This window comes from Rugamonas brunnea (genome assembly GCF_014042345.1).
GTDB classification, from domain to species: Bacteria; Pseudomonadota; Gammaproteobacteria; order Burkholderiales; family Burkholderiaceae_D; genus Rugamonas; species Rugamonas brunnea.
Genome location: NZ_JACEZT010000028.1, coordinates 15238 through 35659, shown reverse-complemented (window position 1 = coordinate 35659; position 20422 = coordinate 15238). Strand labels below are relative to the sequence as shown.

Here is a 20422-nt window from a genome sequence, read left to right as displayed (position 1 = left end):
CGCGCACCGCACGCCAGCCGCCGGCCGCCGGTCCTGGCCGTTGCGCCGGCCGCCGCACGCTCAAGGCGCCCTCCTGCTACACTGCCCGTGCCGCGCACGCCCTCGGGCCGCGCGTGGCGCCATGACATTGACCATGCCTTCAGGAACGCCACCATGTTGAATTTCGAGTACTACAACCCCACCAAGATCGTATTCGGCGCCGGCACCACGGCCGCCCTCTCGCGGCTGGTGCCAGAAACGGCCCGCGTGCTGCTGCTGTACGGCGGCGCCAGCGCGGAAAAGACGGGCACGCTGGCCGACGTGCGGGCCGCGCTGGCCGGACGCGTGGTGCATGAATTCGGCGGCATCGAGCCCAATCCCAGCTTCGAGACGCTGGAAGGCGCCATCGCCCAGGTGCGCGCCGAAAAACTGGATTACCTGCTGGCCGTGGGCGGCGGTTCCGTCATCGACGGCACCAAGTTCGTGGCCGCGGCCGCCGTGTACGATGGCGACGCGTGGGAGGTGGCCAGCAGCCGCGGCGCCGTGGTCCAGCGCGCGCTGCCGTTCGGCGCCGTGCTGACGCTGCCGGCCACCGGCTCGGAAATGAACAACGGCGCCGTCGTCACGCGCAAAGCCACCCACACCAAGCAGCCATTCCGCAGCGAACACCTGTTCCCCAAGTTCTCCATCCTGGACCCGACCCGCAGCTACTCGCTGCCGCTGAAGCAGGTGGCCAACGGCCTGGTGGACGCCTTCGTCCACACCACCGAGCAATACCTGACCTACCCGGCGCAAGCGCTGCCGCAGGACCGTTTCGCCGAAGGCTTGCTGCAAACGCTGGTGGAGATCGCGCCGCGCGCGCTGGCTGCGCCCGACGATTACGACACCCGCAGCAACCTGATGTGGGCAGCCTCGCTGGCCCTGAACGGCCTGATCGGCGCCGGCGTGCCGCAGGACTGGGCCACCCACATGATCGGCCACGAGCTGACCGCGCTCTACAACATCGACCACGCGCGCACGCTGGCCATCGTGCTGCCAGCCCTGCTGCAGGTGCGGCGCGACAGCAAGCGCGACAAGCTGCTGCAATACGGCGCCCGCGTGTGGGGCATCACGGACGGTAGCGAGGAGGAGCGCATCGACGCCGCCATCGCCCGCACCCGCGCCTTCTTCGAAAGCGTGGGTATCCCGACCCGGCTGTCCGGCTACGGCCTGGGCCAGGAGGCGGTGGAGGCCGTGCTGGCCCAGCTGGCCGCGCACGGCATGGGCAAGCTGGGCGAACGGCGCGACATCAACCTCGACGTCAGCCGCGCCATCCTGCAGAGCGCACTGTGACGACATGACACATATTATTTAAACAACATCATTTTTTTGACATATATCGTTTCAGTCGCCTCCTGACCATCAACCACTCTTTCGCTGCCGAAGGCTGGCCGCTCCCTGTACATCAGGGACGGGGCCACTATACTGAGCCATGTAGTTATCAAAAATACACTGCGTTTGATTCCATGGGAGGTTCATCATGCGCACCCCAGTTGCCTTGGCATTGCTCTGCGCCGCCAGCGCATTGCAAGCCCAAACCCAGCCGGCCGCGTCGGACACGACGGAGCAGGCAGCCATTCCCACCCAGCGCGTCGCGCGGGCAAAGAACCTGGTCACGCCACGGGAATTCGTCGAGTTCCGTGGCCAGTACAGCATGGACAATGGCCAGACCCTGTCCATCAGCAGCCACAACCGCCGTTATTTCGCCCAGTTCGATGGCCAACCCGAAATGGAAATCCTGGCCGTAGCGGCCGACAAGTTCGTCTCCACGGACGGCAGGACGCGCATGGCGTTCCAACAATCCCCTAACGGCAGCGTCTCCGGCCTGACCGCCACCATCGACACCAGCACCGTAGTCGCCTGGGTGGGCCGCTGACCCCGGCGTTTTTGTGCAGAGCAAAACAAGTTGTGGCGCGGATAGATTGACTGCCGCACAGCAGGCTGCAATACTGAATCGGACGAGCGTGCGGTGTGCCGCCCGCTCGTCGTCCCCCACCCTCGCCACGGGTGACTGGCGCGGTGGGGCAGATTGCTGCTTCCTGTCCGCGTGCCATGACCGAACTACGCGCTTCGCTCAAAAGTAAGCACAAGTTTTCGCTCAACTGGAGCTATCTGAACGCGATCGCCAATGGGGTGTCGGCCATAGACCTGTCCGCGCTGGCCTTGCGCAACCTGCATGACGCGCGCCAGTTCGTGCGCGAATACGGTTTCGACCTGGACCAGCCGGCCGCGCCCGCCCACATCGCCCGCGTGCACCGCGAGGCGGTCGAGTTCATCGCCCACACCTTCCTGGAACCGAGCCAGGCCCAGCTGATCCCGGCCGCCGTGGCCACCCCGGACGATCCGCTGCAACTGCTGGTGTACGCCTCCATGCGTGGCCAGCAGTCGGACTTGCTGCGCATGTGGTCGTGCGCCGTGCTCAAGGTCATGCACGGCATCTTCTACCTCGAAAACAATCTCAAGCTGCGCCACTTCGCCACCATCCGCGAGCAGGTGTTCGCCAGCCTGGACGAAGTGATCCACTGCGACGCCGACGGCCACCATTTCCTCACCGACGGCGAAGTGTGCCTGCCGCTGCTGCAGTTCGAACGCAAGAACAACAAGGGCCGCCACAGCATCCTGCTCAAGCTGCTGCAAAAGGCGGCCTACCTGGCGGCCGACATCTACGACCACCTGGGCGTGCGGCTGATCTTCAACACCCGCTTCGAATGCCTGCTGGCGCTGCGCACCCTGCAGCGCGCCCACCTGCTGTCGGTGACCAACGTGGACGCCCAGCGAACACGCAACACCCTGCTCGACCTGGAAGCGGCCAAGCAAGTATTCAGCAAGTACCGGGCCGTGCTCGAACACAGCGACAGCTACCCGGAACAACTGCTGCAGCGCATGGACGAGGAAATGGCGCAACTGGCCCAGCCGCAGACGCGCACCGACAACCCGCACAGCGGCGCCGGCTTCAACAGCATCCAGGTCACGGTGCGCAAGATGATCCACCTGCAGCCGGACCCCGGCGCCGACCTCGGCGATTATGACGTAGGGTTCTTCTTCGAATACGAGATCCAGCTGATGGACAAGGCCAGCCATGAGCGCAGCCTGAGCGGCCCGGCCAGCCACGAGGCGTACAAGCGGCGCCAGGTGGAGACGGCGCGCCTGCGCGTGCTGGGGCGGGCCCTGCAGGACTGGATCACGGCCTGCCAGCCGCCGCTGGCCGCCGCCGCGCCGCCGTCCCCGTCCGAAGCCGGGCCCAGCCCCGGCCCCATCGCCGCGCCTGTTACCGCCTTAGCACATTGACGCCCAGCGCGCTGCGCCAGTGTGATCAAATTGACACAAGCGTGATATCCGCATCATTCGTTGCTGCATCGCACCATGCTAGAATCGTTCCATCCTCATCCACCCATGGAACAGCAATGAAACGTGTGATCTTCAATCAGAAAGGCGGCGTCGGTAAATCGACCATTGCGGTGAACCTGGCCGCCATCGCGGCACACCAGGGCAAGCGAACCTTGCTGATCGACATAGATCCACAGTGCAACGCCAGCCGCTACCTGCTGGGCCAGGCGGCCGACGACGTGGCCCCCACCATGGGGGCCTATTTCGAGCAATTGCTGAGTTTTTCCATGTTCGCCAAGGCGGCCAGCCAGTATGTGCACGAGACGCCATTCGAGAACCTGTCCGTGATGGTGGCGCATCCGGAACTGGGCGACCTGCAGTCGAAGCTGGAATCGCGCCACAAGATCTACAAGCTGCGCGACACGCTCAACGAACTGAGCAAGGACTTCGATGAAATCTTCGTCGACACCCCGCCGGCCTACAACTTCTTCACACAGTCCGCGCTGATCGCGGCCGACAGTTGCCTGATCCCGTTCGACTGCGACGACTTCTCGCGCCAGGCCTTGTACACGCTGGTCAACAACGTGGCCGAGATCAAGGCCGACCACAATCCGGGGCTGGAGATCGAAGGCATCGTCGTCAACCAGTTCCAGCCGCGCGCCCTGCTGCCGCAACGGCTGGTGGACGAGCTCAAGGAGGAAGGCTTGCCGGTGCTGGACAACAAGCTGTCGAGCTCGATCCGCATCCGCGAATCGCACGACCGCAACCTGCCCATGATCCACCTGGACGCGCGCCACAAGCTGAGCCAGGAGTTCCTCGCGCTGTACGAGGAATTGCAGGCGGCGTAATGGCCGTGCGAGCAGCGCCGGTCCGGGCGCCGCGCTAGGGGTGCAGTTCCTTGAGGATGCGCGCCGCCGCGCGCTCGGCCTCCGCTTCGGCGGCGGCCCGGTCCGCCAGCGTCACTTCCACCGACACACGCCGCTTGGGATAGATGGTGTTCATGTGCATGGGGTTGCTGGACGGGGCGTTGATGCACACGTACGCGCCCCACAACTTGGTACCCTCCAGCAATTCCCCGGTGCACTCGACTTCGTAGCCATCAATATTTTTGAAAGGCATAAGCGTTCTCCCGCAAGCGTCGCGGCGCGGGCGCGTGCTCCTTCTGCGGTTCCTTCTGCGGCTCCTTCACTGGCTCCCTCACCGGCTGCGGCTCAGGCTCCAGCTCGCGCAACAGTTCCAGGCAGGCGAGCGCGGCGCGGTTCTCGACGTCCTTCTCCTCGTGCCAGGCCGACACCGACACGGCCACGATATTGTAGCCGCGCAGCGCGCGGAACAGCGCGCCCATGTCGGCCAGGCTGGGGCCGGCCTTGACGTGGTATTTGAGGGCCGGCATCTGGGCCTCGGCGTCGATCACGTCGGTGTCGAAGTGCACGTACAGGCGCTCGGCCGGCGACAGGTGGCGCAGGATGTCGCTAATCTCGCAATGCACCAGGCCCGAGGCGGCCACCGCCTCCGCTTCGCCGGGATCGAGGTCGCGCGCGTCCGACAGCACGATGCGCTGCTCGGGGAACGGCGTCACCCCCACGGCCGCGCGCAGCGCGCCGATGGCGTCGCGGTTGTCGCGCCGGCGGTCGGGGCGGCCCACCAGCATGGCCAGCGGCATGCCGCCCAGGTAGCGGGTCTGGCTGGTGTTCCAGGTGTGGAAGTCGCCGTGCGCGTCCAACCACAGGATGCGCTCGGGCGGCCGGCCCGCCTGCTGCAGTCCGCCCAGCATGCCCAGCGATGACACGCAGTCGCCTGAGATGCTGACCGGCACGTCGCCGGCCCGCACGATGTCGCGCACGGCCGTGGCCAGCCGGCCATAGACCTTGCCCATGCTGCGCATCTGCTCGCCGCGGTCGGCGATGGCCGTGGCCTGGCATTCGTCCACCTGCACCACTTGCCAGTCGTGGCGGTCGAGTTCGCACACGCGGGCCAGGCCGTCGCGCCGCTGGCCCATCAGGAACGGCACCAGCAGGCGGCGCTTCATGACCACTGCTCCGGGTCCATGCTGTAGGACAGCGCGTCCATCATGGCCGCCACCTCGGGCTGGCGGCCCAGCGCCAGCAAGGCGGATTCGCGCTTGCGCCAGCGCTGGCGGGTCGGCTGCTCGGTGGCCATGGTCACCGGCAGTTGCGCCTGCATGGCCATGGGCGGCAAGCCCAGGTAGCCGGTGACGCGGCCCATGGCGGCCACCGGGTCGGCCAGGAAATCCTCGAAGCGCAGGCGCAGCGCCGGCACGCCAGAGGCCAGCACGGCGCGGTGCGGCGACAGCCACTGGTTCAGGCACACCTGCTCCAGCGGCGCGGCCGTGAATTCGCGCCAGTTGGGCGGCATGTCGAACTTCCACCAGCGCCGCCCGAACGGCAGCACGTCGGTGTAGCCGGCGATGCGCAAGTCGACGCCGGCCCAGCGCAGGTCGTGCGAGAAGAAGCCGACCGGCGACTGCCAGCCATCGATCAGGCCATTGACGGCCTGGGCGTAGCCGCGCGTCAGGTGGATGTATTTGATCTCGGCGTTGGGGAACAACTGCTCATACAGGCCGCGCCGGTAGACGTCGGGCGGGGTCTTGAACAGCAGCACCTTGTCGGCCGCGTCGGCGGCGCCGAAGCGGCGCCGGTGGTGGCGCGGCATCACGAACGGCGGCTCCTCCAGCTTGAGCGGCACGTCGAAGCCGCCCGTGGCGCCGTCGCGCGCCATGCCGTCGTAATAGGCCATGCGCCAGCCATCGTGGCGAAACACCTTGCCCAGCACGTATTCCTGCCAGGCCCGCTCGCTGGCGCAGCGCTGGGCCGCGCCGGCCGTCACGGCCTCGTCCAGCGACTGGGCCAGCCGGCGCAGTTCGGACGGCTGGGCGAACACGGCCGGAAATTGCAGCAGCAGCCGGTTGCGCCAGCGCCGCTTGAGCAGGTCGAGGTCGGGCGGGCCGTCGCCGGCCACGGTCAGGTCGTCGAGCACGCAGTCGGCCAGCGCGGCCCGGTTGGCCAGCGGCCCGATGGCGTCGCTGTTGCTGGAGTAGCCGAAACCGTTGCCGGTCAGGGCCAGGTAGGGTTCGATCTCGCCATCGAGCGTGGCGATGCCGGGGTGGCGCGCCAGCACGCTGGTGAGCAGGCTGGAGCCGGACCGCGGGCTGGTGAGGACCACGGCCACCTGGCGCACGGCGCCGCCCAGCTCGGACGGCGCCACGGCGCGTATCGCATTGACGGCCTCGATCAGCCGGTTCATGCGGGCCGAACCGGCGCGGCGCGCTGGATCAGGTACACGAAGAATTTTTTCGTCTCGGCCTTGTCGGCCGCCGCGCTGTCGAGTTCGCGCACGGTGTAGCCGTTGGCCTCGGCCAGCTTGCGGGTCTGCTCGATGGCGCCGAAACTGGCCTGGGCGAAGTAGATGCGCCCGCCCGGCTTCAGGTAGCGCCCCACCTGCTCGAAGAAGCCGGTGTTGGTTTCGAAGTTGGTGTCCCATTGGGAGCGCGCCACCACGTCGTGGGCCGGCTTGTCGCGGAACGGCAGGTTGGCCGTGATCACGTCGAACTGCTCGTCGCCCACGTTCTGGAACAGATTCGATTCGCGCACCTCCATCACGTCCTCGAAGCCGTGCAGGGCCGCGTTGTAGGTGGCGCTGCGCAGGGCCGACGGGTTCACGTCCAGCGCCAGCACCCGGCCCGCGCCCGCGTAGCACGCATGCACGGCGATCACGCCCGAGCCGGTGCCCACGTCGAGCACGGCGTCGCCCGGGTCCACCTGCAGCTGGCGCACCAGCGGCTGGCTGTCGGTGAACGGCCAGAACGTGCCGGGGTAGACCATGAACTGTTTGCCCAGGTATTTGATCATGCGCCCCTCGGGCGGGATGGCCTTGAACGCCTTCTGGCGGTTCTTTTGCCAACGGTCGATCTGGGACAAGCCTGCAGCATGTACGTGTTCCATGTCATTCCTTCGCAGTGAGTCACTAGTGAAACAGAAGGGAGCGGCGCCGGCCCGGCCTCGTCGAGTATAGCCAAGGCGGGGCCGGCGCCGAAATGCAGATTAGTTTTAAAATAACATAAAAACGTATCGAAACAGCAACATACTTATTGCAAGTGACGACCGTTCATCCCACCAAAACGGCGCTTCGTCGCGCCGCGCACCCCGGCGCCGCAGGCACGCCGTACAATGATAGGATGCCATAACAATAATGTTGTATTTTTACCCAACAAGGAGCGTTCCATGTGCCGTCTGTCCCTGTCCGTGCCCCGGCTTGCCGCCGTGGCGCTTCCGCTGCCGCTGTTACTGCTGACGCTGCTGCCGGCGCCGGCCGGCGCCGCCAACAGCGTGCGCACCGTGGCGCCGTTCATCGCCATCAACTGCAAGGGGCCGATCAGCATCACGGTGAACGTGGGCCAGCCGCAAGCGGTGACCGTCAGCGCCGGCGACGAGCTGCTCTCCCAGATCAGGACGGAAGTGGTGCAGAACGAACTGAACATCACGCTGCCCGAGCGGCACAGCGGCCAGGTCGGCGGCGGCGGCCCGCACGTGACCATCAACCTGCCCTCGCTGAGCCGGGTCAAGGTGGAAGGCGCGGGCGAGACCATCCTGAACCGGGTGGCCGGCGAGCGGCTCGACATCAGCTACCTGGGCGCCGGCCACCTGGTGGCCAACGGCAAGATCAAGCTGCTGCGCCTGGCCGCCAAGGGCGTGGGCGAGGTCGACACCCACGCGCTGCAGGCCGAGCGCGTGGACGTCAATTTCAAGGGCGTGGGCGCGGTCAGCGTGTACGCGCACGACACGCTGAACGCCGTCGCGCACGGCATGGGCTCGCTGTCCTACTACGGCCATCCGCGCGTGATCAACAAGTCGGTGCAGGGCTTCGGCAGCGTCAGCGCCGGCGACTGACGGGGCGATCGAACGGCGCTGGTCGCGCTCCAGCCGGACTCAACCGGGACAATTGTCATAGTGACATGCCCGGCGATTGCCGTTACCATCGGTAGCGAAAGTGAAGTTCCCGTCCGCATACCCTGGAGGCTGATACCGTGGCTGCGCCCACCGCCCTTGCGCACTGGCGCGCGCAAATCTTCGCGCGCCTGTTGCTGGTCGTGTTCATGCTGGGCGTGGCCACGGCCATCCCCAGCGCGCTGCTGGCCGCGCACGAAGGCATCTGGCTGATCGCCGCCATCGACGTGCTCGCCATGCTGTGGATAGGCGCCATCTGGCGCCTGCGGCGCCTGGCCTACGCCAGCCGCGTGTGGCACTTCCTCGGCGTGATCTACGTGGTGGGCGTGGGCTTGCTGCTCAAGGTCGGCCCCATCAGCCAGATCTACCTGCTGGCCATCCCGGTGCTGGCCGCGCTGCTGCTCGGCTTCCGCCCCGCCCTGTGCATGCTGGCGCTGACCACGGCCACCGTGCTGGCCCTGGGCTACCAGGCCGACGCCGGCTCGCAGGTGATGGGCCTGCCCGCCTATGGCGCGCAGCGCTCGTTCATCATCGCGCTCAACTTCCTGTTCATCGCGGCCGTGCTCACGCTGTCGTGCGCGGTGCTGCTGCGCCACCTGGCCAGTTCGCTCGACGAGCTGGCCGCCAGCGCCGCCTCGCTGGAACAAAGCCGCAACCACCTGGTGGCCGTCAACGACGACATCCACCGGCTCGCGTTCTACGACGTGCTCACCGGCCTGCCCAACCGGCGCCTGCTGATCGACCGCATCGACAACCTGCTGGCCGCCAGCGCCCGCGACCGCCACTACAGCGCGGTGCTGTTCATCGACCTGGACCGCTTCAAGTTCATCAACGACGCGCGCGGCCACGGCACCGGCGACGCGCTGCTGCAGGCCGTGGCCGGGCGGCTGCAACCGCTGATGCGCAAGGCCGACACCGTGGCCCGCATCGGCGGCGATGAATTCGTGGTGGTGCTGTCGCACCTGGCCCCGGCGCTGGAGACGGCCACGCTGGCCGCGCGCACGGTGGCCGACAAGATCCGCCACGCCATCGCCACCCCGTTCGAGATCGACGGCCAGCGCTATACCTGCTCGGCCAGCATCGGCGTCACGCTGCTGCCGCAAAGCGGCCAGAACGCCCAGGACCTGCTGCGCGAAGCCGACACCGCCATGTACCGCGCCAAGGCCGACGGCCGCAACGGCGTCGCGTTCTACGAGACGGCCATGCAGGCCGACGTGGAACGCCGGCTCGACATGGAGCGCGACCTGGCCGCCGCGCTGGCGGCCGGCCGGCTGGAGATGCATGCCCAGCCCCAGGTGGACCGCCACGGCCGCACCATCGGCGCCGAGATGCTGATGCGCTGGCCGCTGACCGGCGGCGGCGCCGTGCCGCCGTCCGTGTTCATCCCCGTGGCCGAGGAGTCGGGCCTGATCCTGCAACTGGGCCAGTGGGCGCTGGAGCAGACCTGCGCCGCGGCGCTGCGGCTGGCGCAGGCGGGGCACGCGCTGACGCTGTCGGTCAACGTCAGCCCCAGCCAGTTCCGCCAGGCCGGCTTCGTCGAGCAGGTGCGCGCCGCGCTGGCCGCCAGCGGCGCCCCGGCCAGCATGCTGGTGCTGGAAGTGACGGAAGGCCTGCTGGTCGACAAGATGGACGCCACCATCGAACGCATGCACGCGCTGGCCGCGCTGGGGCTGCGTTTTTCCATCGACGATTTCGGCACCGGCTATTCCAGCCTGGCCTACCTGCGCCGCATGCCGCTGTACGAGCTGAAGATCGACCGCAGCTTCGTGACGGACGCGCCGCACGACAGCGGCAGCGGCGCGCTGGTGCAAACCATCCTGGACATGGCGCGCCACCTGAAGCTGCGGGTGGTGGCCGAGGGCGTGGAAACCCAGGCCCAGGCCGACTTCCTGATCAGCCACCACTGCCATTGCATGCAGGGCTACCTGTATGGGCGCGCGGCGCCGGTGGACGCGCTGCTGGCGCGGCTGGCGGCGCCAGCGACGGCGGCCGCCTGCGCGCCAGCGCCAGCGCCGGCTACGGCTGCGCCCCCGGCCCCGGCATCGACATCGACATCGACATCGGCATTGGCGCCGGCACCTGGCCCGTCAGCGCCCGTCGACGCGGCGTCATGAGTCACCCCGTAGCTGCCACCTACACCGCCCGTATCATTTACTTTTCCCGCGCGCCGGCCACGCCTCCATGAAATTTTCCGCGCGTGACAATCCGCGTAGATTGGCGCGCGCCCCCGTCCTATGCTGGATGGCGGACCGCATGCGCCGGTCCGCCGCGGAGACCGCCATGACAGCCATGGACGACAACCTGCGTCAGCGACAGCTCGACCTGGTGGAACAGATCTACGAGGCGGCCATGGGACCGCCCCACTGGCGCGGCCTGTGCGCGCGCCTCGCGGCCGCGTTCGGCGCCGACAGCGCCGTGCTGGCCCTGCTCGACGAGCGCGGCCCGGCCCGTGTGCTCGACCACAGCGCCAACTTCACGGCTGCCATGCAAAGCCAGTACGAGCAGCATTTCTGCCATGAGGACTTATGGGCCCGGCGCGCGCGCGAGCTGGGCGCGGGCCGGGTGTACAGCAGCGCCGAGTTGGTGGCCGACGCCGACTTCATGCGCTCGTCCTACTACGCCGATTTTTGCCGCCCGGCCGGCATCTTCTACGTGGTCGGCGCGCTGCTGCCGCTGGCGCCGCGCCGGCACGCCGTGCTGGGCATCCACCGTCCGCGCCGGGCCGGCCATTACGACCGCGATGCGCAACGCCAGCTGGCGGCCCTGCTGCCCCATCTGCAACGCGCACTGCGGCTGGAGCTGCGGCTGGAGCAGGCCGGCCTGGCCCTGCGCTGCGACGAGGCCGCGCTGGCCAGCGCGCGCGTGGCCGCCATCGTGGTCGACGCCGAACTGACCGTACTGCACGCGACCGACAGCGCGGCCGCCCTGCTCGCGCCGGCGTCGCCGCTGCGCTTGCTGCATGGCCGGCTCAGCGCCACCGTGGCGCCCGGCGGCGCCAGCCTCGCGCAACTGGTGCGCGCGGCCCTGCCCGGACCGGGCCGCGCGCCGCGCGCCCAGTCGTGCTGCCTGCCGCGCCACGGCCTGGCCCCGTTGACCTTGACGGTGGCGCCGCTGCCTGCCCCTGCCGGCTCGGTGCCGCGCGCGCTGCTGCTGTTGCGCGCGACGGAACAGGCCACCGTGGACGCAAGCGCGCTGCGCCAGCTATACCAGCTCACGCCGGCCGAGGCGGACGTGGCCAAGGCGCTGGCCGAAGGCGGCTCGCTGGAGCAGCACGCGCTGGCGCGCGGCATCAGCATGAACACCATCAAGACCCATCTGCAGCGGGTGTACGCGAAGACCGGCGCCTGCCGCCAGGGCGAACTGGTGGCCCTGCTGCACGGCTCGGCCGCCATCTACGATGTGCCGGGCCTCACCCATTCGTGTGACGACGGCGGCGACGCTCCTCCCTACACTGTCCGCACCGGTCGCCCGCACGACCGGCTGGCCACCGGCCCGCGCGATGCGCGCACCGCCTTCGCGCCCACCCACTGCGACAGGAGCACATCATGAAAACGATCCCACTCGCCGCGCTGCCATGCGCGCTGGTACTGGCGCTGACGGCGCACGCCCAGACGCCGGACACCGTGCGCATCCCCGCCAGCGCCCCCCACTTCACCCTGCCCGACCATCCCTACCGCCTGAGCGAGGCCGACCTCTACACCTACAAGGGCGCCTACGACCTGTCCAACGGCAAAAGCCTGTACCTGTTCACCCGTGGCTACACCTTGTACGCGGAAGTGGACAACGAAGGACGGCACCGCCTGGTGCCCGCCTCGGACCACACGTTCGTGGCGGCCGACCGCCAGCTCAAGCTGGAGCTCGATGCGCATGACGACGGCACCATCAATGGCACGCTGACGATGGTGGTGCCGGCCACCCAAATCGGCGGCGTCGCCAAGGACGCCACACTGGTGGTGGCCACGCTGCGCTGACGAGGCAAACACCAGGGCGGCGCGGCGCCCCGGCCCAGCCCGCGCCGGTGAGGACGGCACCCACCGGCCACGCATCGCCAGCAAAACCGCTTTACAATTGACATTCACCAATGTCAATATACGGCCATCAAATTGACATTGAACGATGTCAAACCAACGAAAGCGGGACGAGATGGCCAAGAAGATGACGGCGGCGGAAGCGGCCAAGGGCGAGCGCGTGTACCGCGGCGCCAGCAACGAACAGCGCGTGAGCGAACGGCGCCAGCGCCTGCTGGCGGCGGCCATCCACTGCTTCGGCACCCACGGCTACCACCACACCACACTCAAGATGTTGTGCGCCGAGGCGGGGCTGACGGAGCGCTATTTCTACGAATCGTTCAGCAATTTCGACGACCTGTTGTGCAGCGCCTACAACGAGGCGGCCGACACCATCCTGGCCAAGGTGACGGCCCGGGTGGCGCGCGCCGCGCCCAATCCGCACGACCGCATGCTGGCCGCGCTCGACGCCTACCTGGCTGCCGTGGCGGCCGACAAGGCGCGCGCGCGGCTGGTGCTGATGGAGATCGAGGGCGCCAGCGAGGCTGCCAACGCCACCTACCGCCGCCGGCTGGAGCTGGCCACCGACCTGATCGAACAGGTGATCTGCTTGGACTTACCGGCCACGCCGGCCGACGGCCTGTCGCCGCGCCTGCTGTCGGGCGCGTTGCTGGGCGCCATCTACCAGACGGCCAAGAACTGGGCCCTGGCCGGCTTCAAGCCCGCCAAGGCCGTGCTGGTGAAGAACCTGCTGGCGCTAGGGCTGGCCACGGCGGCCGCATGGCAGGGCGCCGCCGCACCGTCCACGGCCACCGCCAGCGGCCGCCGGAGCGCCTGACATGGGAACCGTGTATACCGTTTTTTCCGTGCTGGCGACGCTGGCCGGCGCGCTGCTGGTGGTGGTGCTGCTGCTCAACCGCCTGGCGCCGCTGACGGCGGCCCGGCTGGGCATGGAACTGGAACGCTGGCGCGCCGGCCTGCGGCTCAAGCGGGTCGCCGTGCCGGGCTTCGTGATGCCCTACCTGGAGGGCGGGCGCGGCACGCCGCTGGTGCTGGTGCATGGCTTTGGCGGCGACAAGGACAACTTCACGCGCATCGCCCGCTACCTCACGCCCCACTACCACGTGGTGATCCCGGACCTGCCCGGCTTTGGCGAGGCCACGCGCGACGCTGCCGCCAGCTATACCATCGCCGAACAGGTGGAACGGCTGCGCGCCTTCCTGGACCAGGTGGCGCCGGGCCCCGTGCACCTGGGCGGCAATTCCATGGGCGGCTTTATCGCCGCGCAGTTCGCGGCCACCTACCCGCAACGGGTGGCCAGCCTGTGGCTGCTGGACCCGGCCGGTACGGCCGCCGCCCAGAGTTCGGCCGTACTGGAACGCTACCGCGACACGGGCGACATGCCGCTGCTGCTGCGCCAGCCGGGCGACGTGCAGCGCCTGATCGCCAGCACCACCCACCGCGAACCGTTCCTGCCGTATTGCGTGCGCACGTGGCTGGGCCGGCGCGGCGCAGCCGACCTCGCGCTGCACCAGCGGATCATGCACCAACTGACCACGGCGCCGCTGCTGGAGCAGCAATACCGCGAACTGGCGCCGCCGGCGCTGATCGTGTGGGGCCAGCAGGACCGCATCCTGCATCCGTCCGGCGCGGCCGCGCTGGGCGCCCTGTTCCGCCGCAGCCGCACCATCCTGATGCCCGGCATCGGCCACCTGCCCATGCTGGAAGCGCCGCGCCAGAGCGCGCGCGACTACCTGGCGTTCCGGCGCGAGAGCGCGCCCGCCTGAGCGCGCCCGTCGGAAGGGCGACTGCGGCGCGGAGATCGCTTGGATTTGCATTGGCGCAACAATATTGGCAGCCATGACCATGGCATTTGCTAGAATGGGGATCGGTCACTTGCCGCCGCCCCATTCACACCATGAACCGCGTCCACGCCCTGCTGCTCCTGTTGTTTAGCCTGGCCATGGCCCCGGCACGGGCGGCGACCATCCAGGCCTGCGCCGACCAGGCGGAGATGCCGCCGTTCGTGTACGCCGAGCGCGTGCAGGGCCAGCGCAGCGGCCACGTGGTGGGCGCGAGCGTGGACCTGCTCAACCTGATCGGCGCCCGCGCCGGCTGGCAGGTGCAGGTCCAGCTGCTGCCGTGGGCGCGCTGCCTGGCGCTGGTGGCCGACCACCGCATCGCGCTGGCGCTCAACATCGGCCAGGCCGACGCCGCCGCCAGCAAGCTGCTGCTCAGCGATCCGTACTTCACCATGCACAATGTGTACTTCTATTCGCGCCGGGCGCGCCCGCAGGGCATCCATTTGCAGCAGCTGGCCGACGTGCACCGCTACCACCTGTGCGGCCTGGGCGGCTACCGCTTCGAAGCGTATGGCATCGCCACCGCCGACGTGGACCGCGGCGCCACCATCGGCTACGAACAACTGATCGGCAAGCTGCACCTGGGCCGCTGCGACCTGTTCATCGATAGCCGCGAGACCATGGCCGGCCAGTACCTGATCAACCCCACGCTGCGCGGCATGCTGGTGGACGGCACGCTGGTGAGCCAGCCCCTGCCCGGCTCGCCCCTGCGCGCCTTGTATTTCGGCGTGGCCGGCAGCGGCGCCGCGGCGGCCCAACTGTTGCAAACTATAAACGCCGGGCTGGCACGGCTGGACAAGACGCACGAACTCGATAAACTGCTATCGCACTACCTCGAACAATAACCGAACGGCGGTGCCCCGCCCATGATGCCCGGAGCCTGGATGTCCACATCGCCCACCTTCCCCGCCACGCCACCGGCCCTGGCTGCCGTCGCTGCCTTGCTGCTGACGCTGGCCTGCGCCGCCGCGCATGCCGCCGATGCCGCCTATGCCGCTGACGATGCGACCGGCGCGGTGGCGGCAACCGCGCCCGGGACCGCGCCGGCCGACCCGGTGCGCCCGCTGCTGTCGGTGAACGGCTTCGGCACCTTCGGCTACGCCCACTCGGACCAGCATGGCGCCGACTATGTGTTCGACAATCTGCAACCGCAAGGCACGGGCCGCAACCACCAGTGGAGCAGCGATGTGGACAGCCGGCTCGGCGTGCAGTTCACGGCCAACTTCACGCCGCAATTGCAGGCCGTGGTGCAGGTCTTGTCCGAATACCGCTGGAACAACAGCTATCAGCCGTTCATCAACTGGGCCAACTTGAAATATGCGATCACGCCCAACCTGAGCGTGCGCGCCGGGCGCATCGCGCTGGCCAGCTTCCTCGCCTCCGATTCACGCCGGGTTGGCTACAGCAACGTCACGGCCCGTCCGCCGATCGAGGTGTACCGGCTGCTGGCGCTCAAGGAGAGCGATGGCGTGGATGCCTCCTACCGTGTGCGCAGCGGCGACACCAGCAACACCACCAGCATCCTGTACGGCAAGCGCACCGTCACCAACACGCGCGGCGTCGACGTCCATTCGAGCGGCGTGGCGGGCGTGTTCGACACGCTGGAACACGGCCCGCTGACGCTGCACGCGGCCTACCAGCAGCGCGACGTGGACAACCAGAAGCCGCCGCGCGGGCGCTTCATGTCGCTGGGCGCGGCGTGGGACCCGGGCGACTGGTTCACCTCGGCCGAGTGGGTGCGCGTGACCAATTACGATGCCAAGGGCATCGAGGCGGTGCGCGCGGCCTGGTATGTGAACGGCGGGGTCCGCATCGGCAACCTGACGCCTTACGCCACCGTGTCGGCCCTCAAACCGTTGTCGGACACGGGCGCCGCGCCCATCGCCCAGCACACCTACGCGGCCGGCGTGCGCTGGGACCTGGCGCGCAATGTCGACGTCAAGCTGCAATGGGACCAGCTGCACCTGGGCGCCGGTTCCTACGGCACGCTGCAAAACGTGGCGCCGGGCACGCCGCGCGGCGGCCAGGTCAACGTGGTCAGCGCGCTGGCTGACTTTATCTTCTGACGACGAGGCCCATCATGCATACGCCCGTCTCTACCCTGCGCCGACTGCTGCTGGCGGCCGCGCTGCTGGCCGGCGCCAGCTGCCACGCCGACGTGGTGGTGATCGTCTCGGCCAAGAATCCCGTCAAGGCGCTCAGCGGCGAACAGGCCGCCGATCTGTTCCTCGGCAAGTCGGCCGACTTCCCCAACGGCCTGCACGCGGTGCCGATCGACCAGAGCGAAGGCTCGCCCGTGCGCGACGCGTTCTACCTGAAAACCAGCGGCAAGGCGCCGGCCCAGATGAAGGCGCACTGGGCCCGCATGCTGTTCACGGGACGCGGCCAGCCGCCCGTGGAATCGGGCGACAACGCGGCCATCAAGCGGCTGGTGGCCGACAATCCCAACCTGGTGGGCTATATCGACCGCAGCGCGCTCGATCCTAGCGTGCGCGCCGTGTTGTCGATACACTAGCGGGCATGCATATCGCCTTCGAAACCCCAGACCAGCCCGAAGTGATCGCCCTGATCGCCGACCTCGACGCCTACCACCTCACCCTGTATCCGCCGGAAAGCGTGTATGCGCTGGACCTGGCCACGCTCAAGCAGCCGCACGTGAAGTTCGCCGTGGTGCGCGACGCCGCCGGCGAGGCCGTGGGCTGCGGCGCCGTGGTGCTGACGCCCGGGTATGGCGAGATCAAGCGCATGTACCTGCAGCCCGCCTGCCGTGGCCAGGGCGCGGCGGACCGCCTGCTGGACATGCTGGAGGACGCGGCGCGGGCGGCCGGCTGCCCGCGCCTGACGCTGGAGACGGGACCGTCCCAGCCGCCGGCGCTGGCCCTGTACGCGCGCCACGGCTTCCGCCGCTGCGCGCCGTATGGCGACTACCGCGACGATCCGCTCAGCGTGTTCATGGAAAAGCCGCTGGTCGGCGGCGCGCAGGCGCGCGCCAGCGACCTGACGGCCTTGCGCGACGAGCTGCGCGCGTTCACGCGCGAGCGCGACTGGGAGCAATTCCACACGCCCAAGAACCTGGCCATGGCACTGTCGGTGGAGGTGGCGGAACTGGTGGAGCATTTCCAGTGGCTGCCCACGGGCGCAGACGCGGAACTGGACGAGCAAAAACGCACCGGCATCCGCCACGAGCTGGCCGACGTGCTGGCCTACCTGATCCAGCTGGCCGACAAGACCAATGTGGACCTGGCGGCGGCCCTGCGCGAGAAGATGGAACTGAACCGCCGCAAGTACCCGGCCGAGCGCGTGCGCGGCGACGCCCGCAAATACTCGGACTACTGAAACCGGCACCGCGCAGGCGTTCGGATCATGAGAGCGCCTGTTGCAAGCGGGGCGCCCGGCGCGCCAGCAACAGCAGCGCCAGCGCCATGGCCAGCGCCAGCATGACGGCGCCACCCGTCAACGCGGCGCCGATGCGGCAGGCCAGCGCCGCGCGCGGATCCGGCGCAAGCGACGCCGTGGGCGCCAGCGGCACGGCGTTGGCGTACGCCACGGCCAATATGCCCAGTCCCACGGAGCCGCCCAGCTGATGCGCCACGTTGACCAGGCCGGACGCCGCGCCCGCGTCCCCGGCCGCCACGCCGGCGACGCCGGCGATCGTCAACGGGCTCAGTGCGCCGCCTTGGCCCACCCCGATCAGCACCATCGGCAGCATCACGGCCGCCCCGTACGACGAACCGGCGCCGACGCGGCTCAGCAAGACCATGCCAGCCAGCGCCAGCCCCAGGCCGGCGGCCAGCACGCGCGCATTGCCGCAGCGCGCCGTCAACCGGGGCACGGCCAGCGCCGTGGCGAAGTTGGCCAACGTCATGGGCAGGAAGGCGACACCGGCCGCGAATGCGCTGTAGCCCATCACCTCCTGTAGCAGCTGGGTGGTGAAGAACCAGAAGCCCACCATGGCGCCCAGGAACAGCAGGCGGGCCGCCAGCGCGCCATTGCGCGCGCGGTCCCCGAACAGGCGCAGCGGCAGGATGGGCTGGCGCGCGCGCCGCTCGACCAGCACGAACGCCACCAGCAGCGCCAGTCCGATCCCGACGGCCAGCGCCGTGCGCGCGTCGCGCCAACCGGCCGCCGCCGCGTGCACGATGCCGTACACCAGCGCCCCCATGCCGGCCGTGGAGGTGAGCGCGCCGGCCAAGTCGAAGCGGCCCGCGTGGCGCGCCGTTTCGGCCAGGTGGCGGCGCGCGCCCAGCATCAGCGCCAAGCCGATCGGCAGGTTGATGAAAAAACCGATGCGCCACGACAGCGCGTCCGCCAGCACGCCGCCCAGCACCAGGCCGATGGCGGCGCCCACGCCGGCCACGGCGCCGTAGTAGCCGACGGCGCGGGTGCGCTGCGGGCCTTCGGCGAAATGGACGGTCAGCAGCGCCAGCGTGGACGGCGCCAGCACGGCCGCGCCGGCCCCCTGCACGGCGCGCGCCGCGATCAGCCAGGCGGCCGAGCGCGCGAGGCCGATGGCCAGCGAGGCTGCCGTGAACACGCCCAGCCCCGCGATGAACATGCGGCGCCGGCCGAGGATGTCACCGGCGCGCGCGCCCAGCAGCAGCAAGCCGCCGAAGGCGAGCGTGTAGACGCTCTGCACCCAGGTCAGGCCGGTGGCACTGAACCCCAGCTCGTCGCGTATCTTCGGCAGCGCCGTGATAACGATGGAGGCGTCGAGCACGATCATCAGGTAGCTAACCAGGATGATGGCCAGCACGGCGGCACGCTGGCGGGCCGCCGCGGCGGCGTTGGCGGCGGCGGCCATCACCGCGCCCTCGCATGGCGCACGGGGGCGCTGGGGTACTGGTCGGCGCCCACGTGTTCCATGAAGTCGGCCGTCTTGCCGTCCTGCTGCTCCTGGATCGCCAGGTGCACCATACCCATGTTGGGTGCCGCGCCGTGCCAGTGCTTTTCGCCAGGCGCAATCCACACCACGTCGCCGGGATGGATCGCTTCGACGGGACCGCCCCACAGCTGGATCAGGCCGCAGCCGGCCGTCACGATCAGAGTTTGGCCCAGCGGGTGGGTGTGCCATGCGGTGCGCGCGCCCGGCTCGAACGCGACGCTGACGCCCAGCGCGCGGGCCGGCGCCCGTGGCTGGAACAGGGGCTCCACGCGCACGCTGCCAGTGAAGTAGTCGGCCGGGCCGGGGGTGGCGGCTTGCGCGCCGCTGCGGATGATGTCCATGGTGAGCTGTCCTTGCACGATGGCCGCCACGACGGCGACCGTGCAGCCACTTTAGCGGCCAGGGACTACTGTGATAAGTGGCTATAATCAGCATGAACCTATGAGTGGAGCTCATTAATGATGCGGGAGAACTACAACGACCTCGTGGCCTTCCTCGCCGTCGCGCGGGCGGGCAGCTTCACGCGGGCGGCGGCACAGCTGGGGGTGTCGCAGTCGGCGCTGAGCCACACGATACGGGCGCTGGAAACGCGGCTGGGCGTGCGCCTGCTCACGCGCACCACGCGCAGCGTGGCGCCCACGGAAGCGGGAGAGCGGCTGGTGGCGACGCTGGCACCCAGCTTCGACGACATCGAGGCGGAGCTGGCCGCGCTCAGCGCGTTGCGCGACAAGCCGGCCGGCACCATCCGCATCTCCGCCGCCGACCACGCGGCCAACACCGTGCTGTGGCCCCGGCTGGCCGAATTCCTGCCCGGCTACCCGGACATCAAGGTGGAGCTGATCGTCAATTACGGTTTGATCGACATCGTCGCCGAACGCTACGACGCCGGCGTGCGGCTGGGCGACCAGGTGGCCAAGGACATGATCGCCGTGCGCATCGCGCCCGACCTGCGCATGGCCGTCGTCGGTGCGCCCGCCTATTTCGCCAAGCGGCCACCACCCGCCACGCCCGGCGAGCTGGCCGGACACGACTGCATCAACCTGCGTCTGCCCACCTACGGCGGCCTGTATGCGTGGGAGTTCGAAAAGGATGGCCAGTCGCTCAGCGTGCGTGTGGATGGACAACTGGTGTTCAACAGCAGCCCGCCCATCCTGCGGGCCGCGCTGGCCGGGTTCGGGCTGGGCTGCATTCCGGAGGACATGGTGCCGGAGCACGTGGCGGCGGGGCGCCTGGTGCGGGTGCTGGAGGATTGGTGCCCGGCCTTCCCCGGCTACCACCTGTACTACCCGAGCCGCCGCCAGGCCGCGCCCGCGTTCGCGCTGCTGGTGGAGGCGCTGCGCTACCGCCCCTAGCCACAACGGT

Annotated in this window: 21 protein-coding genes; 15 read left to right on the top strand and 6 right to left on the bottom strand. The window is 69.0% G+C overall.

What is annotated here, in order from left to right; translation table 11 throughout:
* Positions 1 to 153: 153 nt before the first annotated feature.
* The 4 genes from H3H37_RS24550 (at position 154) to H3H37_RS24535 (ending at position 4193) form a co-directional block, all read left to right on the top strand.
* The gene (locus H3H37_RS24550) at positions 154 to 1311 is read left to right on the top strand and encodes an iron-containing alcohol dehydrogenase (RefSeq protein WP_182167471.1); all 1158 of its coding nucleotides are present in this window, start codon (positions 154 to 156) and stop codon (positions 1309 to 1311) included.
* Between the two features lie 187 nt (positions 1312 to 1498).
* Positions 1499 to 1894, top strand: a complete 396-nt coding sequence (locus tag H3H37_RS24545) for a hypothetical protein (RefSeq protein WP_182167469.1) — start codon at positions 1499 to 1501, stop codon at positions 1892 to 1894.
* A gap of 176 nt (positions 1895 to 2070) precedes the next feature.
* Positions 2071 to 3306, top strand: a complete 1236-nt coding sequence (locus H3H37_RS24540; RefSeq protein ID WP_182167467.1) for a TIGR04552 family protein — start codon at positions 2071 to 2073, stop codon at positions 3304 to 3306.
* Between the two features lie 116 nt (positions 3307 to 3422).
* Positions 3423 to 4193: a ParA family protein gene (locus H3H37_RS24535; protein ID WP_182167465.1), complete on the top strand. Its 771-nt coding sequence runs from the start codon at positions 3423 to 3425 to the stop codon at positions 4191 to 4193.
* A gap of 34 nt (positions 4194 to 4227) precedes the next feature.
* On the opposite strand, the gene H3H37_RS24530 is transcribed toward H3H37_RS24535, so the two are convergent.
* From H3H37_RS24530 to H3H37_RS24515, 4 genes are read right to left on the bottom strand one after another with little or no spacing between them, the layout of a single operon-like run.
* Complete coding sequence (locus tag H3H37_RS24530; RefSeq protein WP_182167463.1) at positions 4228 to 4464, bottom strand: hypothetical protein; 237 nt, start codon at positions 4462 to 4464, stop codon at positions 4228 to 4230.
* A complete protein-coding gene (locus H3H37_RS24525; RefSeq protein ID WP_182167461.1) occupies positions 4445 to 5374 on the bottom strand; it encodes an arginase family protein in 930 nt (309 codons plus the stop codon). Before H3H37_RS24525 ends, H3H37_RS24530 begins: the two co-directional genes overlap by 20 nt.
* On the bottom strand, positions 5371 to 6609 hold the full coding sequence (locus H3H37_RS24520) for a sulfotransferase family protein (protein WP_182167459.1): 1239 nt from the start codon (positions 6607 to 6609) through the stop codon (positions 5371 to 5373). The genes H3H37_RS24525 and H3H37_RS24520 overlap by 4 nt, the downstream gene beginning before the upstream one ends.
* On the bottom strand, positions 6606 to 7307 hold the full coding sequence (locus tag H3H37_RS24515) for a methyltransferase (protein WP_182167457.1): 702 nt from the start codon (positions 7305 to 7307) through the stop codon (positions 6606 to 6608). Before H3H37_RS24515 ends, H3H37_RS24520 begins: the two co-directional genes overlap by 4 nt.
* Positions 7308 to 7586: 279 nt before the next feature.
* Between H3H37_RS24515 and H3H37_RS24510 the strand changes: the two genes are divergently transcribed.
* From H3H37_RS24510 to H3H37_RS26190, 10 genes are all read left to right on the top strand, one after another.
* Positions 7587 to 8252 (top strand): GIN domain-containing protein, encoded by a 666-nt coding sequence (locus H3H37_RS24510; protein ID WP_182167455.1) that lies wholly within the window; start codon positions 7587 to 7589, stop codon positions 8250 to 8252.
* A gap of 137 nt (positions 8253 to 8389) precedes the next feature.
* A complete protein-coding gene (locus H3H37_RS24505; protein ID WP_311197591.1) occupies positions 8390 to 10423 on the top strand; it encodes a putative bifunctional diguanylate cyclase/phosphodiesterase in 2034 nt (677 codons plus the stop codon).
* A gap of 166 nt (positions 10424 to 10589) precedes the next feature.
* The gene (locus tag H3H37_RS24500; protein ID WP_182167453.1) at positions 10590 to 11858 is read left to right on the top strand and encodes a helix-turn-helix transcriptional regulator; all 1269 of its coding nucleotides are present in this window, start codon (positions 10590 to 10592) and stop codon (positions 11856 to 11858) included.
* Positions 11855 to 12280 (top strand): hypothetical protein, encoded by a 426-nt coding sequence (locus H3H37_RS24495; RefSeq protein WP_182167451.1) that lies wholly within the window; start codon positions 11855 to 11857, stop codon positions 12278 to 12280. The genes H3H37_RS24500 and H3H37_RS24495 overlap by 4 nt, the downstream gene beginning before the upstream one ends.
* 145 nt (positions 12281 to 12425) lie before the next feature.
* On the top strand, positions 12426 to 13154 hold the full coding sequence (locus H3H37_RS24490; RefSeq protein ID WP_182167449.1) for a TetR/AcrR family transcriptional regulator: 729 nt from the start codon (positions 12426 to 12428) through the stop codon (positions 13152 to 13154).
* A gap of 1 nt (position 13155) precedes the next feature.
* A complete protein-coding gene (locus tag H3H37_RS24485; protein ID WP_182167447.1) occupies positions 13156 to 14103 on the top strand; it encodes an alpha/beta fold hydrolase in 948 nt (315 codons plus the stop codon).
* A gap of 131 nt (positions 14104 to 14234) precedes the next feature.
* Positions 14235 to 15023, top strand: a complete 789-nt coding sequence (locus H3H37_RS24480; protein WP_182167445.1) for a substrate-binding periplasmic protein — start codon at positions 14235 to 14237, stop codon at positions 15021 to 15023.
* A gap of 39 nt (positions 15024 to 15062) precedes the next feature.
* Positions 15063 to 16244 (top strand): porin family protein, encoded by a 1182-nt coding sequence (locus tag H3H37_RS24475; protein WP_182167443.1) that lies wholly within the window; start codon positions 15063 to 15065, stop codon positions 16242 to 16244.
* Between the two features lie 14 nt (positions 16245 to 16258).
* Positions 16259 to 16693, top strand: coding sequence for a type 2 periplasmic-binding domain-containing protein (locus tag H3H37_RS24470; protein WP_182167441.1), 435 nt, complete (start codon positions 16259 to 16261; stop codon positions 16691 to 16693).
* A gap of 5 nt (positions 16694 to 16698) precedes the next feature.
* Positions 16699 to 17514: a GNAT family N-acetyltransferase gene (locus H3H37_RS26190; RefSeq protein WP_182167439.1), complete on the top strand. Its 816-nt coding sequence runs from the start codon at positions 16699 to 16701 to the stop codon at positions 17512 to 17514.
* A gap of 25 nt (positions 17515 to 17539) precedes the next feature.
* Here the strand turns inward: H3H37_RS26190 and H3H37_RS24460 are convergent, their stop codons facing one another.
* Both H3H37_RS24460 and H3H37_RS24455 read right to left on the bottom strand, forming a co-directional pair.
* Complete coding sequence (locus H3H37_RS24460) at positions 17540 to 18979, bottom strand: MFS transporter (RefSeq protein ID WP_182167437.1); 1440 nt, start codon at positions 18977 to 18979, stop codon at positions 17540 to 17542.
* Entirely contained in the window at positions 18979 to 19401 is a 423-nt protein-coding gene (locus tag H3H37_RS24455) for a (R)-mandelonitrile lyase (protein WP_182167435.1), read from the bottom strand. The genes H3H37_RS24460 and H3H37_RS24455 overlap by 1 nt, the downstream gene beginning before the upstream one ends.
* 117 nt (positions 19402 to 19518) lie before the next feature.
* Here H3H37_RS24455 and H3H37_RS24450 point away from each other — a divergent pair, with 117 nt between their 5' ends.
* Entirely contained in the window at positions 19519 to 20412 is an 894-nt protein-coding gene (locus tag H3H37_RS24450; RefSeq protein ID WP_182167433.1) for a LysR family transcriptional regulator, read from the top strand.
* The last annotated feature ends 10 nt before the right edge of the window (positions 20413 to 20422 follow it).

What these genes read in the sequence shown, in the direction of transcription:
- H3H37_RS24550 (WP_182167471.1), top strand. Translation starts at nt 154, where the DNA reads ATGTTGAATTTCGAGTACTACAACCCCACCAAGATCGTATTCGGCGCC.
- H3H37_RS24545 (WP_182167469.1), top strand. Translation starts at nt 1,499, where the DNA reads ATGCGCACCCCAGTTGCCTTGGCATTGCTCTGCGCCGCCAGCGCATTG.
- H3H37_RS24540 (WP_182167467.1), top strand. Translation starts at nt 2,071, where the DNA reads ATGACCGAACTACGCGCTTCGCTCAAAAGTAAGCACAAGTTTTCGCTC.
- H3H37_RS24535 (WP_182167465.1), top strand. Translation starts at nt 3,423, where the DNA reads ATGAAACGTGTGATCTTCAATCAGAAAGGCGGCGTCGGTAAATCGACC.
- H3H37_RS24530 (WP_182167463.1), bottom strand. Translation starts at nt 4,464, where the DNA reads ATGCCTTTCAAAAATATTGATGGCTACGAAGTCGAGTGCACCGGGGAA.
- H3H37_RS24525 (WP_182167461.1), bottom strand. Translation starts at nt 5,374, where the DNA reads ATGAAGCGCCGCCTGCTGGTGCCGTTCCTGATGGGCCAGCGGCGCGAC.
- H3H37_RS24520 (WP_182167459.1), bottom strand. Translation starts at nt 6,609, where the DNA reads ATGAACCGGCTGATCGAGGCCGTCAATGCGATACGCGCCGTGGCGCCG.
- H3H37_RS24515 (WP_182167457.1), bottom strand. Translation starts at nt 7,307, where the DNA reads ATGGAACACGTACATGCTGCAGGCTTGTCCCAGATCGACCGTTGGCAA.
- H3H37_RS24510 (WP_182167455.1), top strand. Translation starts at nt 7,587, where the DNA reads ATGTGCCGTCTGTCCCTGTCCGTGCCCCGGCTTGCCGCCGTGGCGCTT.
- H3H37_RS24500 (WP_182167453.1), top strand. Translation starts at nt 10,590, where the DNA reads ATGACAGCCATGGACGACAACCTGCGTCAGCGACAGCTCGACCTGGTG.
- H3H37_RS24495 (WP_182167451.1), top strand. Translation starts at nt 11,855, where the DNA reads ATGAAAACGATCCCACTCGCCGCGCTGCCATGCGCGCTGGTACTGGCG.
- H3H37_RS24490 (WP_182167449.1), top strand. Translation starts at nt 12,426, where the DNA reads ATGTCAAACCAACGAAAGCGGGACGAGATGGCCAAGAAGATGACGGCG.
- H3H37_RS24485 (WP_182167447.1), top strand. Translation starts at nt 13,156, where the DNA reads ATGGGAACCGTGTATACCGTTTTTTCCGTGCTGGCGACGCTGGCCGGC.
- H3H37_RS24480 (WP_182167445.1), top strand. Translation starts at nt 14,235, where the DNA reads ATGAACCGCGTCCACGCCCTGCTGCTCCTGTTGTTTAGCCTGGCCATG.
- H3H37_RS24475 (WP_182167443.1), top strand. Translation starts at nt 15,063, where the DNA reads ATGTCCACATCGCCCACCTTCCCCGCCACGCCACCGGCCCTGGCTGCC.
- H3H37_RS24470 (WP_182167441.1), top strand. Translation starts at nt 16,259, where the DNA reads ATGCATACGCCCGTCTCTACCCTGCGCCGACTGCTGCTGGCGGCCGCG.
- H3H37_RS26190 (WP_182167439.1), top strand. Translation starts at nt 16,699, where the DNA reads ATGCATATCGCCTTCGAAACCCCAGACCAGCCCGAAGTGATCGCCCTG.
- H3H37_RS24460 (WP_182167437.1), bottom strand. Translation starts at nt 18,979, where the DNA reads ATGGCCGCCGCCGCCAACGCCGCCGCGGCGGCCCGCCAGCGTGCCGCC.
- H3H37_RS24455 (WP_182167435.1), bottom strand. Translation starts at nt 19,401, where the DNA reads ATGGACATCATCCGCAGCGGCGCGCAAGCCGCCACCCCCGGCCCGGCC.
- H3H37_RS24450 (WP_182167433.1), top strand. Translation starts at nt 19,519, where the DNA reads ATGATGCGGGAGAACTACAACGACCTCGTGGCCTTCCTCGCCGTCGCG.